General features: G+C 56.3%; 10 protein-coding genes. 1 reads left to right on the top strand and 9 read right to left on the bottom strand.

The features are described 5' to 3' along the window. Positions 1-70: 70 nt before the first annotated feature. Entirely contained in the window at positions 71-421 is a 351-nt protein-coding gene (locus JWR17_RS05745) for a glutaredoxin family protein (protein ID WP_299829185.1), read from the top strand. 11 nt (positions 422-432) lie between these two features. Here JWR17_RS05745 and JWR17_RS05740 read toward each other — a convergent pair whose 3' ends face one another. The 9 genes from JWR17_RS05740 to JWR17_RS05700 form a co-directional block, all read right to left on the bottom strand. Then, the gene (locus JWR17_RS05740; RefSeq protein ID WP_299829184.1) at positions 433-1365 is read right to left on the bottom strand and encodes a glutathione S-transferase family protein; all 933 of its coding nucleotides are present in this window, start codon (positions 1363-1365) and stop codon (positions 433-435) included. Between the two features lie 84 nt (positions 1366-1449). Next, positions 1450-1803, bottom strand: a complete 354-nt coding sequence (locus JWR17_RS05735) for a GIY-YIG nuclease family protein (protein ID WP_299829183.1) — start codon at positions 1801-1803, stop codon at positions 1450-1452. Between the two features lie 75 nt (positions 1804-1878). Next, the gene (locus JWR17_RS05730; RefSeq protein WP_299829203.1) at positions 1879-7353 is read right to left on the bottom strand and encodes an NEL-type E3 ubiquitin ligase domain-containing protein; all 5475 of its coding nucleotides are present in this window, start codon (positions 7351-7353) and stop codon (positions 1879-1881) included. Positions 7354-7506: 153 nt separating this feature from the next. After that, positions 7507-7977 (bottom strand): nuclear transport factor 2 family protein, encoded by a 471-nt coding sequence (locus tag JWR17_RS05725; protein WP_299829182.1) that lies wholly within the window; start codon positions 7975-7977, stop codon positions 7507-7509. A 91-nt stretch (positions 7978-8068) separates the two neighbouring features. Further along, positions 8069-9346, bottom strand: coding sequence for a CynX/NimT family MFS transporter (locus tag JWR17_RS05720; RefSeq protein ID WP_299829181.1), 1278 nt, complete (start codon positions 9344-9346; stop codon positions 8069-8071). Between the two features lie 545 nt (positions 9347-9891). Then, positions 9892-10656, bottom strand: coding sequence for an amino acid ABC transporter ATP-binding protein (locus tag JWR17_RS05715; RefSeq protein ID WP_297834941.1), 765 nt, complete (start codon positions 10654-10656; stop codon positions 9892-9894). 10 nt (positions 10657-10666) lie between these two features. Continuing rightward, positions 10667-11764 carry an amino acid ABC transporter permease gene (locus tag JWR17_RS05710; RefSeq protein ID WP_299829180.1) on the bottom strand — a complete coding sequence of 366 codons (1098 nt, stop codon included), beginning with the start codon at positions 11762-11764 and terminating at the stop codon, positions 10667-10669. A gap of 10 nt (positions 11765-11774) precedes the next feature. Further along, positions 11775-12956, bottom strand: a complete 1182-nt coding sequence (locus JWR17_RS05705) for an amino acid ABC transporter permease (protein WP_299829179.1) — start codon at positions 12954-12956, stop codon at positions 11775-11777. Positions 12957-13026: 70 nt separating this feature from the next. After that, positions 13027-14058, bottom strand: coding sequence for an amino acid ABC transporter substrate-binding protein (locus JWR17_RS05700; RefSeq protein WP_299829178.1), 1032 nt, complete (start codon positions 14056-14058; stop codon positions 13027-13029). Between the last annotated feature and the right edge of the window lie 66 nt (positions 14059-14124).

Below are 14124 nucleotides of genomic sequence, written 5' to 3'. Positions count from 1 at the left end.
GTTGGCGAAGCTTATATGGCCTCGCCAACACGTTGGCTCCTGCAGGGGATTGATCGGGGAAAAGCTCATCATGCTCATCCGCACACTGAAGAAATTTGTACTGATCATGCTGGTGGTGGTCGCCTACCAGAACTGGGGCAAGATTGAACATTTCTTCAGTCCAGACACCGCGGTGGCCAGCCAAACCCAGGCCCAGGCCAAGGTTGTGCTGTATGCCACCGACTGGTGCGGCTACTGCAAACAGACGCGACGCTTTCTCGACAGCAAGGGCATTCCCTACCGCGAATTCGATATCGAAAAATCTGCCGAAGGCCGCAAAGCCTATGAGGCGCTCGGCGGCCGTGGCATCCCGCTGATCGACGTGAACGGCACGATAATCAGAGGGTTTAGCCCGGACGAGATATTAGCCGCGCTCAAGTGACAAGCCGCTCATTAGCGCGCCTCGATTCGAAACCCGAAACGCGGAAAGTGCACATGAATAACGCCCGTGTGCTCATCTTCCCGGCGCAGGATCAGTTCCTCGCGGCCGGTGAACACTAACTCGCCTTCGACCGGATCAACGCCGTAGTCGATGGCAGAAATAACAACCTGCTGACCGGGGATGAAGCCGTTCGGGTCAGTGAATGCCTCGTCTGGCAGCGGCGCAGGTGTAGCGTTTCTGGCGATTTCAAGGGCGTCGGCTGAGCTCAATGTATTGAACGCGCCGTGACCAAGGCCTTCCACGCGCTGGAACCACGCGCTGATGGCCGGGTATTCATCCACTAATGGTGCGGTGAAGGAGCCTTGTTTGACGAACCACAGCGGGTGGGCCAGGGCGAGGTCAGCGAGTGAAGGCTCACCGAACAGGAAGTCGCCGTTGCGCTCAAGCTGCAGTTCAAGCCTGGCCATTATCGTCGGCCATTGGTGTTTGGCCTGTTCCAGCGTGACGCGCATTACATTGCCGCCGGTGAACAGCGCTTTGCGGTCTGACATGAACGCCTGAATACCTTCTGGCGGTAGTTTGGCGAAACGTTCCGCGGCAGATGCAGGTTGCAGCGCAAGACTGACCGCGTGCAGGAACATGACCGAATCGGCCCAGGCGGCGAAGCTGGCCACGGTGAATTCCTGGCCTTCGGGAAAGAACGCAGGCAGGGCTTTTTCCTGCTCCAGACGACGGGCAATGATAGCGGTATCACAATAGATATCTGCGCCCACTTGCAGCACCGGCGTTTTACGGTAGCCGCCGGTCAGAAGGGTCAGGTCTGGCTTTGGCATGATCGGCGAGATCACCACCGAGCGCCACGACAGCCCTTTGAACCCCAGCATTAACCGGGCTTTTTCGGCGAACGGAGAGGTTGGATAGTGGTGCAGGATCAGCTCTGACATGTTCGGCTCCGCCTTCAAATGCAAAGCCAGAAGCTTACTCGTCAGGGCGCCGGGCGCCTATCCGGTCAGCCTGATAGCGAGTCATCACGAGGGTGGATTAATAACCGCCTCAAACCCGCCCGCCAAACTTGCCACCAGGATTTCCTTGGCGCTTTTTTTCAATTGTTTGATCAATCGTTCCTGGCGCAGAGCTTCTCGCTTGTCGACACACGCTTCGATGTACACCAGCGCTACGGCCGGGCTGGAATAAAAAAAACGCGCGCCTTTACCGCTTTGATGCGCCACAAAACGCCGCTGGGGGTCATCGCTGACTCCGCAGTACAACGAGCCATTGGCTGCGCGCACCAGATAGACGAACCAGGGCTTGGGGGTGATGGTCGCCAAGGTGGCACCGCTAGCAGCAGAACTGGCTGAAGAGCTGACTGAAGAGCTGGGCATTTGCTGATGACGCCTGCCTACACAGAGGAAGTGGGCAATTCTAACAGATGACCAACTCTACAGCCTGACAGTGCCTTAATCGTCGTACTTGAGCCCTTCTCGGTGCGTCAGTTCTCTGATGAGGTTGCGTTCCCGGTCTTTTTGCTGCTCTTGCAACACATCGGCCCGGTTCAGGTATTCATCGTTCATCTCCGGAAATTCATCTTCCAGGCGTACCCTTTCCTGCTGGAACGTTGCTTCCAGCTCGGCAAACTCCGTAGCGTAGGCATCGCGTAACCAACTGACCCAAAAATCCCGGTCCACTGCCGAGGTTAAAAATCCCGCGCCATGCTGGTTGGTCATTACCTCGGTTTGAACGAGCAGCAGCTCTTCAGGCGTTACCGATGCAGCCGCCCTGTACAACATGTTAGTCGGAGGCTGCGGCAGACCGAGGCGCTCGGCCAGGCTCAAGCGGTAAGCCATGCGTACCTCTGCCGCATCGCGGCCTCGGTTATTAGCCAGCGCGATGCGATCGACTTCATCCAGTCGATATAACTGGCGCATGAGTCGGAAGAGTACGGGCCCGCGCTCCGTTTCCGGTATCCCCCGCAGTGAGTTGCGGGTATAGACCTGAACTTCCATCTGATTGAACTGCAGACGAATACCGTCAGCGCAGGTTCGATTGGCGATAGGCTCCTCAGCCATGACATTGAGCAGCATCCGTAACTCCACGTCTTGGGCTGCGGCTTCCAGGACATTCCATACACGCAACGTCAGTTCGCTGCGCGCCCTGTGAAAGTCCGCAGATTCTTGAAGACGGCCAATCAATGCCATGAATTCGGAAGCGTCGTCAGACGTATCAAGTTCGACCCACACGGCACGATGAGCGGCCATTTCATCGCTAGTACCCATCAGCCAGGGATCGACGGTTGGTCGTCCAGAAGGTGACGGGTTCAATCGACCGTGCCGGTGTACGGCGAAATCTGAATCCGAGTCTGAGTCTGAGTCTGAACCCGAATCCGAACTACCGGGATCGGACGACCAAGCGCGCTCGGTGGGCAGATTGCGAATATCGTCGGGCAAGTCCATGTAGAAACTGAACGACCTATGATTCCCATGCTCACCTACATGGGCGGCGACCATCGTCTCGCGGGACAACGGATTTTCGTTTAACGAAATCTCCGTGTGGGCTACATCGTTGCGGCGATTTCGCAGTATTTCGTCAGGTATCTCTATCAGATCGTTTTCGCAAAGCGACAGCGACGTGATGTGTGTTGGAACAAGCTCCGTCAACCACTCGGGCCACTGGGCCAGCCCCATATTGTCCAGGGTCAAAGACTCCCAATACAGGCCTGCCAACGGGGGCGTGATGGTGATGGAGTCAAGCCTGTTGCCGCTCAGGTTGAGATGTTGAAGCCCTTCCAGGCCCCCGAGGAACTCCATGGCGTCTTGGTCTATCAACATGTCATGCTCGGTCAGCCCCAACTCCCTCAGACGGGGCAGCTCAGCCAGTATGCGAGGGGGTGCCGTAAGCGCAGGAGAATGGTTGACGATATCCAGGCTGGTTATACGCTGGAACCGCGCTAGAAAATGATCAAGCTGGGCCTCGTCCGCCACCACATTTCGTAAGATCAGTTCGGAGACGTTGCGGTAAAAAGCCTCCGGTAATTGTTGTGGAAAACTCGACAGCAGGGACGACTCAACCAATACGGCGAGGGGAGAACGCCCCGCAACCGCCCGCGACCAGTGACGGAGCAATCCTTCACTTATTTGCCTTCTGGTCTGCGGCGTATCGCCGAGATAGTCAGCACTTGGAGGGGATGCAGCTTCCCAATCTCGCAAGGCTGTTTCCAGTTCGGCCTGTTCTTGTAACAACTCCGCCAAGCGCAATTCCAGCGCGGGCGGTACATCCATATTGAAACTGAAAGACCCGCCCGCCCTGGCCTCGCCCAGAAGGGCTTCGAGGATTGTGCTACGGGACAACTGATTGCCACGCAAGGAAATTCGCGTATGGGTAGGAGTATTCAATTCGCGACCAATGATGTGGTCCGGCAGCACGGCGATCCGATTATCGTTCAGTGACAACTCGCCGATGTGGTCGGGCAACAGATTATTGAGCCATGCGGGCCAGCGCTCCAGACCCACGCGGTCGAGGCCCAGGTACCGAAGGTTCAGATGAATCGCCTCCGCAGGGGCATTGAAGGCTGTGAAGTTGTTACCACTCAAATCCAGCCGTTCAAGGTGCTGTAAACCCGTGAAGCGTTCCAGGTCGGCCGCTTGAAAGTCCATCCCCTGGTTAGTCAGACTCAGCGCTCGCAGATTAGGGAGGTGGGTTGAAACGATACGCGGAAGCGCAACAAAATTCGGCGTCAAGAACGCGGCCGAAACCGAACTGGTAATTTCCAGCGACGTCAATTGGGGAAGTCGGCTGAAAAATGCCTCGAGCACGTCTGTGCGATCAGGCGCGTATAACGAAAAGTGCGAACGGTCCATACGCAACAGCACGTCGGACATTTGGAGCCATTGAACGCGATTGAGGAAGAAGTCCGGCAATTGCTCAGGGAAATCCTCCAGCCCGACATTGCCCAGGCGCAACGTAGCTGTCGCTTCACCCGTGCCTAGAACACTGGCTTGCCAATAAGCCTCAATCGATTCGCCAATCCTGGTCCGGCTCGCCATCCTCAAAGCGCTCATGCCTTCTATTGCACTCGATGTGTCAGCCCATTGTGAGAGGCTAGCGCGCAATGCCCGACGCTCTTCCAGCAGGACATCCAGGCGGGCATTGACATCAGCGTTGGTCATTCCAGCCTCGCGCATACCCGCAATAACCTGCTGCGGGGTGATACCGTCCAGTTCAAGCAAGCCGATTTTATCCAAGAGATGATCTTCCAGAATGTATCCCGGCAGCATGCCCCTGCCACTCAAGGGATAGCCCAGGCGAGCCCGCTTGATCCGCTTCGGTGAATTGAATTTGAGGCGTATTTTCTGCTGCCCGAGCGCGCGGGATGCTTGCTGCCGATCGCTAGTCGCCAGCCTGGCAAGCGCTTGATTTAACTCCGCGTCTTGTCCTGCTTGCGGGAAGCCTAATTCCTTTCGGGGGCCGTCAGGCAGCGCATGCAAGATCGAAGCACATAGATTATTGCCGTCTCTGGGAATACCGTTGAGCTCCTTTGCGTCAGCGTCAAACGCTTGATACTGGCCCTTGGACTTCACCAGAATCTTGCGTTCGCTCGCTTGAGGCTCACCGACGCTGTCCAGCAGCAGGCCTGATGGCGAGCCTTCGCGCACTTCCAGGCGTACCTGATCAGACCAGCCGGGCAATTGTGTCAGTAGGCGCAGGCTCAAGGTTTCGGTATCGGCGTTGCGTACGGACTTCAGGAAAAAACCCTCCAGCGCCCGGTTCAGTCGGGTTTCACTCTGCTGCCAGGCGGCTGCCTCGGCCACACGTAAAGGTATGCGTCCGGTATCCAGCATCTGCTGTTTTTCGGCAGTGGTGAGGGTCACCAGCATGTCCTCTGCTACCGCCTCAGGGGTCGTCGGGAAGTCACGCTGGATCACCTTGACGAGGGGGTCCGTGGAGATTTCACTGGCGGTATATAAACGCTCGAATTGATCGGCGCGTGTAGTGCCCGGTTCGCTGTTGGAGGTTTCAAGCCGTGAGTCCAGCTTGAAACGCTTAATCGTATCGCTCAGTTGCCCAGGAGGGGGCACGCTGTCTGAATGAACCTGGCGCAAGACCGATTCGTCGATATCAGTAATGGCCAGTATTTCCTCGGCGGCCGTTTCGCTCAAGCCCGATACAGAATGGCCCAGACGTTTAAATAACTTGTCTTTAGCCCACTGCTGCGCTTGTTCCCCCTCATGCCGGAAAGCGCCGACACCATTATGTTCGAGCGCAGGCGAAAACAAATGCTCGTTGTTCGGATGCTTGATCACCCATCTATTCAGCGTCTTATGGTGCTGAATCTCGTAGTGCTTATCGTCGATGGACAAGTACTTTTTGCCGTCGTGGTCTATCACTCCGGCACCATCGGTACGGACGCCTTCTGGAAGTGCGCTTCGTAGTTCAAACGGCGTTAAATCAGGTTTCCAGAGCCGGGTTTTTCCGTTGTTCAACGTGATGGGAACCACCTTGCCAATAAAATTGTTGCCGGTAATCGGCGGCGGTTCCGGCACTTGATGGCCTGCAACCAGCAGCGCCATAAACGCAATCTGCCCAGCGGCACCCATCAGGTGATCAAGCCCTTCTTCCAGATCGCCGTGGCTCAAATCCTGAAGACCGTGATAGACCTCCCCGACCAACTCCAGTGTCGCGTCAATCATCATGACCGCGCCTAAGGGTGGAATAACGAACGAAGCAACATTAAGTACGTTCATGCCCACACTCAGCCAAAACTGCAGGCGTTCCTGACGGCTTTTCGCGTCCTCCTCCTCCGTAGGCACCGCCAGGAATCGAGCGTTATCCTTCAACAGAAACAAATGCTGCCTGTGCATCCTGCTAAATGGATTTTCCAGGAGTCGATCAGTGCCGACCACCAGATTTGCCGTGGGATCAGCGGCGTGATGCCATAGCCCCCGGGTGAACATGCTTCCATCCAGGGGCATCAAAGGGAAAAGATGCTTGTTCAGATGGGTGAAAAACTCCGCCCTTTGTCGCTCGCCAATGAGTCGGGCGAAAAACGACTGGTAGGACTTATCCATTAATCGCGTGCGAAGATCGTTTTCCAGTTCGACCAGCGAGGTGTATTCAGTAAATGGGCTGACCGGGTCCTGGGGGATGTACATGACGGTGGGAACCTGGGTCGTGGTCCAGACCCGCCGCGGGCTGATCAATAACACCCGAGGAATTTCAATGCCAAACAATGTCAGGCGTTGCAACAGCAAGAGCTCACCGTTGAATCGAGGCTTAGGTTGCTGCCGGGCCAATGCGATTGCCGCCGAGCACGCCTGTCGGCTGATGGCCTTTGTCATTGCAGCTGCGCGGGCATAGACCTCCATGTCGGCCTGGTCATTGGCCATGAATATTGCCCGGGCATTGAAGCGAGCCGCGTCCTTGGCATCGCCAGGTGCAGAATCAGGTTCAAGTACTTCACTCAGATGGTCCTGATACTTACGCCCCAGGTTCAAGTGTCGGCACAGGTCGATGAATTCCTGGGGCTTAATCCCCTTCGGATGGGTCTGGTTACTGGTGTTAAGAATCCCCGCGCTTGCACGAAGGTATCCTGCCACGGATTCTTTTCGCTCAAAGTTATGCAGCGCCGACTCCAACAACGTCAGTTCGGTACCCGCGCGCGTGGCCCGTTCCCAAGGCACATAAAACAGCCGGTCTGTTCTAGCATCCAGCCCCGGACCAAACCTGGCGTCCAGCGCTTCGCGTAATAAGGGTTCAGTAAACTCTGAGAGCCCCTTAAGCGGTTTGAACAGTTGTTTCAGCGCTTCCTTGGCCCGTCGACTTGCCAACAGGGCGGCGCAGTAGTCTTTGCGTTCCTGTTGCGAAGCCTGGGTGAAGGCCGCTGGCAGGTTCTTTTGAATGAGGTCAAGAACGGGGTCTTGCCTGAACCGCGCCTGCATCAGCTCAAGGGGCGAGGTTAAAATCGGGGTAACAACTGGAGGGGGGTTAGGTACCGAGGACATGTAAATAGCCTTATTGCTGGAATAAGGCACTCACGCTATCCAGTTGACGGCTAAGAAAAGCGTAGATAAATATTATCTGGGAGGGAGCGTTCAGCGGCCAGCCTGAAAAGCTTTCAAGCCTTTTTGGGCCTGCGCCCGGATGGCATTTTGCACCAGCGGCGTCCACCCCAGTAGTAATCCCTTGGTGCCCAACGCCTGACGCGACCACCGCCATACATCAAACTGATCATGGTGTTCGCAGATCTTGCCATCGCGAAACACGAAGCGCGCCTGAATGTCATTGACCACAGTATTGCCCGTCTGGCTGAACAGGTAGGTCGCGACCCAATGTGCGCCGCCGGTATGCCCATCAGCACGAACGTTGTCAAAAATCAGCGAAAAGTCTTTGGCGCGGGAGGTCAGCATGCGCCACATATCACCGGCCTGCCGCCCCTTGAGCACGCCGAAAACCGGGTCACTGAACACCACATCCTCCGTGTAACAGGCGCTCATGGCTTCGGCGTCCAATCGGTTGAAGGCCTGATAAAACCTAGTGATCACTGCGCTGTTGGCGTCGCTCATAGTGCCGGCTCCGTGACGAATGAAAGATCCATGCACAATAGTTGGCAATTTCGCGGCCGACTATGAGCATTCGCCTTGAGAATAGTGCGTATCAGACTTTTTCAGCGGTGACATTTACGAGCTGTGCTCGCCCGGCACCCAAGCCGAAGATAACAGCAGCCAGGCCAATAACCGCGAAGATCCACCCCACGGCATTCCAGCCTCCGGTCTGATCGTGAACGACACCCACAGCCAACGGGCCCAATGAAGCCAGGGTGTAACCGATACCCTGGGCCATGCTCGACAGATTGGCTGCTACATGCGCGTCCCGCGAGCGCAATACAATCAGGGTCAGCGCCAGGCTAAAGGTGCCGCCCTGCCCCAGTCCCAGCAAAATAGCCCAGCCCCATAAACCGTCGAGTGGCGCCAGCAGGCAGCCGAACAATCCACCTACCGTCAGCAGCATTACAATCAGAATGCCCAACCGCTGGTCTTTACCACGTGTCGCCAGCCACGGTGCAGTCAAGGCGCTTGCCAGCTGCACCAGGATCGAACCGGACATTACCAGGCCCGCTGCAGTGGGCGATAGACCGCGGCTGATGAGAATTGACGGTAACCAGCCAAACACGATGTACGCCAGCGACGATTGCAGGCCCATATAAAGGGTGACTTGCCAGGCAAGGCGATCACGCAACAAGCCGCGAACGCGATAGGCGACATGATGCGCGCCATGGCCGTTACGGGCTTGTGGCAGCCAGAAGACCATCGCCAACAGCGCGGGGATCATCCAGAAACCCAGGCCTATGGACCACCTGCCGCCGAAATAATGGCTCAACGGCACCGAGGCCCCCGCTGCGATGGCGGCGCCCAGACACAACGCCATGGTGTAGACACCGGTCATCGCGCCCGCCTGCCTGGCGAAGTCGCGTTTGACAATGCCCGGCAGCAACACGCCCAGGATGCCGATACTCGCCCCCGCCAGGATGCTGCCGGCGAACAGTCCGACTTCGCCCAACGTGCTTCTCAGGATAATCCCGCCGGCCAGCGTCAGGAGGATTCCCAACACCACTCGTTCACTGCCAAAACGCCGCGCCAAGACCGGCCCCAAAGGCGCAAATAGTCCCAGGCACAACACCGGCAACGTGGTCAGCAACCCGGCTTTGGCCGCCGACAGCCCCAAACTGTTCGACACCTCGCCAAGCAACGGCGACATGCTCGACAACGCCGGGCGCAGGTTCAACGCCACCAATACCAAGCCCAACAGCAGCAACCAGGGCCGCTTTAATACCGGATGAGGTCGCTGAACCTGCTCATCGTCAGCCTCGGCATCGATCAGCAGCGGATTAATCTCGCGGGGGGCGGTCCCCGCCTGAGGCAACTGGGTAGTCATGTTGTTCTCTGAGTCAGCATTTGAAGTCAGGTCGCGCATCCTGTTGGAGAATGGTTGAGAAAACAAGGTTGAGCGCTGTTTTTACCGTGCGCTGCGACCTTGCAGGCAACACATGACCTGTAGGAGGTCCGGCGTTCGTCTCCGACGCCGCGCTGTCGCGCAGCAAACACAAAACCTATAGGAGCTGCCGAAGGCTGCGATAGGCCGGGGTCGCGGGCGACCGGCACCCCTTCAGCTGTATAACGAGGGCGACCAGTTCCAGGCCGAATCCCAGCCTTCGGCAGCTCCTACAGATTATTTTTAAGTCAATACGTTATTCGTCGTTTGATAAGAGCCAACGTGTTGGCGAGGCAACCACCGCAGCGCCCCGCATGATAGGCATTGCCTGGACCATCGCCAACCAGTTGGCTCCTGCAGGTTGTGGTCATCGCTTCATGCTTTTGAACGAAATCTCGGAAGCGTCCTATGGATTATGCATCGGCCGACAATTACCCATAAAAAAACCCGAACACTAGGTCCGGGTTTTTTTCACACCACCAAAACCACTAGTGCAGGATCTGGCTCAAGAACAACTTGGTCCGGTCGCTCTGTGGATTATCGAAGAACGCATTAGGCTCGGCCTCTTCAACGATCTCGCCTTTGTCCATGAAGATCACCCGGTTCGCCACGGTACGGGCGAAGCCCATTTCGTGGGTTACGCAGAGCATGGTCATGCCGTCTTCAGCCAGGCTGACCATGGTGTCGAGTACTTCTTTAACCATTTCCGGGTCGAGTGCCGAGGTTGGCTCATCGAACAGCATGATTTTCGGCTTCATGCACAGCGCGCGGGCAATCGCCACGCGCTGCTGCTGACCACCGGACAGCTGACCCGGGAATTTATGCGCCTGCTCTGGAATCCGCACACGCTCCAAATAGTGCATGGCGATTTCTTCGGCCTGTTTCTTAGGCATCTTGCGCACCCACATCGGGGCCAGGGTGCAGTTCTGCAAAATGGTCAGGTGCGGGAACAGGTTGAAGTGCTGGAACACCATACCGACTTCACGGCGGATCGTTTCGATCTGCTTGAGGTCGTTGGTCAACTCAGTGCCATCCACTACGATACGGCCCTGCTGGTGTTCTTCCAGCCGGTTGAGGCAGCGGATGGTCGTTGATTTGCCTGAACCTGACGGCCCGCACAAAACGATACGCTCGCCCTGACGGACGTTCAGGTTGATGTCTTTCAGTACGTGGAACTGGCCGTACCACTTGTGTACGCCTTCCATCCGGATCATGCCTTCGGCGCCCAAAGGCAGTTTGCTCGCTTCACTCATCACAAAACTCCTAACGCTTGTGGCCTGTGTCCAACTTACGCTCCAAATGCATGGAGTAGCGGGACATGCCGAAACAGAAGATCCAGAACACCAGGGCAGCGAAGACATAGCCTTCGGTGGCCATACCGAGCCACTTCGGGTCGGCGGCTGCTTGTTTGACGCTGTTGAGCAGGTCGAACAAACCGATGATGATCACCAGACTGGTGTCTTTGAACAGGGCAATGATCGTGTTGACGATGCCGGGAATCACCATCTTCAACGCTTGCGGCAGAATCACCAGCCCCATGCTACGCCAGTAACCCAAGCCCATCGCTGCGGCCGCTTCGTACTGACCTTTAGGGATGGCTTGCAAGCCACCGCGCACCACTTCAGCCACGTAAGCCGACTGGAACAGGATTACCCCGATCAACGCACGCAGCAGTTTGTCGAAGCTCATGCCTTCTGGCAGGAACAACGGCAGCATCACCGACGACATGAACAACACGGTGATCAGCGGCACGCCGCGCCAAAACTCAATGAACGTCACGCAAACCACGCGAATCGCTGGTAGCTTCGAACGTCGCCCTAACGCCAGCACCACGCCCAAAGGCAGTGCACCGGCGATACCAACAGTGGCAATCACCAGGGTCAGCATCAGACCGCCCCACTGACTGGTCGCCACTTCGGTCAAGCCGAAAATGCCACCGTGCAGGAGGAAATACGCCACGATCGGGTAGATCACCAGAAAGCTGAAGCCGTAGACCGCCTTGCGCTTCATCATTTTCATGAACAGCGGTGCGACACCCACGATGGCCAGGATCACCGTGAGGTTTACCCGCCAGCGCAGTTCAGATGGAAAATAACCGTACATGAACTGGCCGAAGCGCTGCTCGATAAATACCCAGCAGGCGCCCGACTTGGTGCAGTCTTCACGAGTGGTACCGACCCAGTTGGCATCGAAAATCGCCCAATGCAGCAACGGCGGAACGATCAGCCAGATCAGGTAAAACGCGAGCAGCGTCAATAGCGTGTTGAGCCAACCGGAGAACAGGTTGGCGCGCATCCACGCCACAGCGCCTACGCTCATCTTCGGCGGCGTCTGGTCGGGTTTGAAAGTATGGGTTGTCATGCGCTTTTCCTCACCGCTCGATCAGCGCAATGCGCTTGTTGTACCAGTTCATCAGCAGCGAAATGCTGATACTGATTGCCAGGTACACGCTCATAGTGATCGCAATCACCTCAATGGCCTGACCGGTCTGATTGAGCACCGTACCGGCGAACAACGACACCATTTCCGGGTAGCCGATACCGGCCGCCAGCGAGGAGTTCTTCGCCAGGTTCAGGTATTGGCTGGTCAGCGGAGGAATGATCACGCGTAACGCTTGCGGGATGATGACCTTGCGCAAGGTCGGACCCGGACGCAATCCCAACGAGCGAGCCGCCTCGGTCTGACCGTGACTGACTGACTTGATCCCGGAACGCACGATTTCAGCGATGAACGCCGCCGTGTAAACCGTCAAGGCAATGGTCAACGCCAGCAGTTCCGGGATCATCACCCAGCCGCCCACGAAGTTGAAGCCCTTGAGTTCCGGTAAATCCCAGTGCAACGGGCTACCGAGAATCAGCATGTCCAACGCAGGAATGACCAGAAACATGGCCAACCCTACCCAGAACTTGTGAAACGGAACGCCGGTTTCTTCGAAACGCTTGGTTGCCCAGCGCGACATGAAGACGATTGCCACAATTGCCACGATAACGCTGACAACAAAAGGCCAAAAGCCGTCGGTCAAGTTAGCGCCAGGCATATTCAAGCCGCGGTTGCTGAAGAAAAACATACCGCCGAGGCTATAGCTGCCGCGAGGCCCTGGCATGGTCAGGAAGACCGCGAAGTACCAGAACAGAATTTGTAGCAACGGCGGAATGTTACGAAAGACTTCTACGTAAACAGTCGCCAGCTTATTGATCATCCAGTTGGACGACAGTCGCGAGACGCCGACGATAAACCCCAGCAGGGTCGCCAGTATCACGCCGATGAAGGTCACCAACAGGGTGTTGAGCAAACCAATAACAAAAACGCGCGAGTACGTGTCCGACTCAGTGTACGGGATCAAATGTTGAGCAATGCCGAAACCGGCGCTGCGATCAAGAAACCCGAAGCCTGAGGTAATACCGCGGTGTTGAAGATTTGTCTGGGTGTTATCGAACAGATACCAACCCATGAAGACCACCGCGACAATCGTGATGATCTGAAATACCCACGCACGCACTTTCGGGTCGCTGAGGGTAAGCCTCTGCTTGGGTGCGCCGATTTGATTTTGCATGAAGTGCCCCAGGAAAAAATGGAACAGACAGCGCTCGGTAATCGTCATGGATTACCGAGCGCAGGGCCTATCAGCGTACAGGTGGTGCGTATTGGATGCCGCCGTTGGTCCACAGCGCGTTCATGCCACGGTCGATTGCCAGGGCAGTGCCCTTACCGAGGTTTTTCTCGAAGATTTCACCGTAGTTACCAACTTGGGAAACGATCTTCACAACCCAGTCTTTCGGCAGTTTCAAATCTTTACCGTATTCACCGTCAACGCCCAGCAAACGAGCAACGTCTGGGTTTTTGCCGTTTTTGACCAAATCGGCAACGTTTTTCGAGGTCACGCCAGCTTCTTCAGTGTTAAGCAACGCGTAGCCAGTCCAGCGAACGATTTCTACCCAATCTTCGTCGCCTTTACGTACAACCGGCCCCAAAGGCTCTTTGGAGATGGTTTCTGGCAGAACAACGTAGTCTTTTGGCGAGGCCAGCTTGCTGCGCTGTGCGTAAAGCTGCGACTTGTCGGAGGTCAACACGTCGCAACGACCGCTTTCCAGCGACTTGGCGCTTTCGTCAGAGGTGTCGAACGTGATCGGCGTGTACTTCAAGTTGTTGGCGCGGAAGTAGTCGGAAACGTTGAGCTCGGTAGTGGTACCGGCCTGGATACAGATGGTCGCCCCGTCCAATTCTTTGGCACTTTTCACGCCCAGTTTATTGTTCGCCAGGAAACCTACACCGTCGAAGTAAGTGACGAAGCCAGGAAAGATCATGCCCATGCCTGCGTCACGGGAGCTGGTCCACGTGGTGTTACGCGACAGGATGTCGATTTCGCCGGATTGCAGCGCGGTAAAACGCTCTTTGGCGTTCAACTGACTGAACTTGACCTTGGTGGCGTCACCGAAAACGGCAGCAGCAACTGCACGGCAAAAATCGGCGTCGATACCTTGGATAACGCCCTTGGAATCAGGAACCGAAAAACCTGGTAGGCCATCACTGACGCCGCACTGAATAAAACCCTTCTTCTGGATCGCATCAAGAGTAGCGCCCGCCTGAGCGAAACTGCTTACACCAAGAATTGCCGTTGCCGTCAGTACTGCCAGGGTGGATTTCAACATCTTCATTCAAACCTCCAAGTTTGCTCTTTGTTGTTTAGGAGCTTGAGTCCCGTCGCACCCTTGTGAGGCATT

The organism is Pseudomonas sp. (assembly GCF_028293835.1).
In the GTDB taxonomy this organism is placed as follows: Bacteria; Pseudomonadota; Gammaproteobacteria; order Pseudomonadales; family Pseudomonadaceae; genus Aquipseudomonas.
The sequence above is the reverse complement of the archived record's forward strand: the minus strand, read 5'-3'. Positions and strand labels throughout refer to the sequence as shown.

Coding starts and splice junctions, on each gene's coding strand:
- JWR17_RS05745 (WP_299829185.1), top strand. CDS start 71: ATGCTCATCCGCACACTGAAGAAATTTGTACTGATCATGCTGGTGGTG.
- JWR17_RS05740 (WP_299829184.1), bottom strand. CDS start 1,365: ATGTCAGAGCTGATCCTGCACCACTATCCAACCTCTCCGTTCGCCGAA.
- JWR17_RS05735 (WP_299829183.1), bottom strand. CDS start 1,803: ATGCCCAGCTCTTCAGTCAGCTCTTCAGCCAGTTCTGCTGCTAGCGGT.
- JWR17_RS05730 (WP_299829203.1), bottom strand. CDS start 7,353: ATGCAGGCGCGGTTCAGGCAAGACCCCGTTCTTGACCTCATTCAAAAG.
- JWR17_RS05725 (WP_299829182.1), bottom strand. CDS start 7,977: ATGAGCGACGCCAACAGCGCAGTGATCACTAGGTTTTATCAGGCCTTC.
- JWR17_RS05720 (WP_299829181.1), bottom strand. CDS start 9,346: ATGACTACCCAGTTGCCTCAGGCGGGGACCGCCCCCCGCGAGATTAAT.
- JWR17_RS05715 (WP_297834941.1), bottom strand. CDS start 10,656: ATGAGTGAAGCGAGCAAACTGCCTTTGGGCGCCGAAGGCATGATCCGG.
- JWR17_RS05710 (WP_299829180.1), bottom strand. CDS start 11,764: ATGACAACCCATACTTTCAAACCCGACCAGACGCCGCCGAAGATGAGC.
- JWR17_RS05705 (WP_299829179.1), bottom strand. CDS start 12,956: ATGCAAAATCAAATCGGCGCACCCAAGCAGAGGCTTACCCTCAGCGAC.
- JWR17_RS05700 (WP_299829178.1), bottom strand. CDS start 14,058: ATGAAGATGTTGAAATCCACCCTGGCAGTACTGACGGCAACGGCAATT.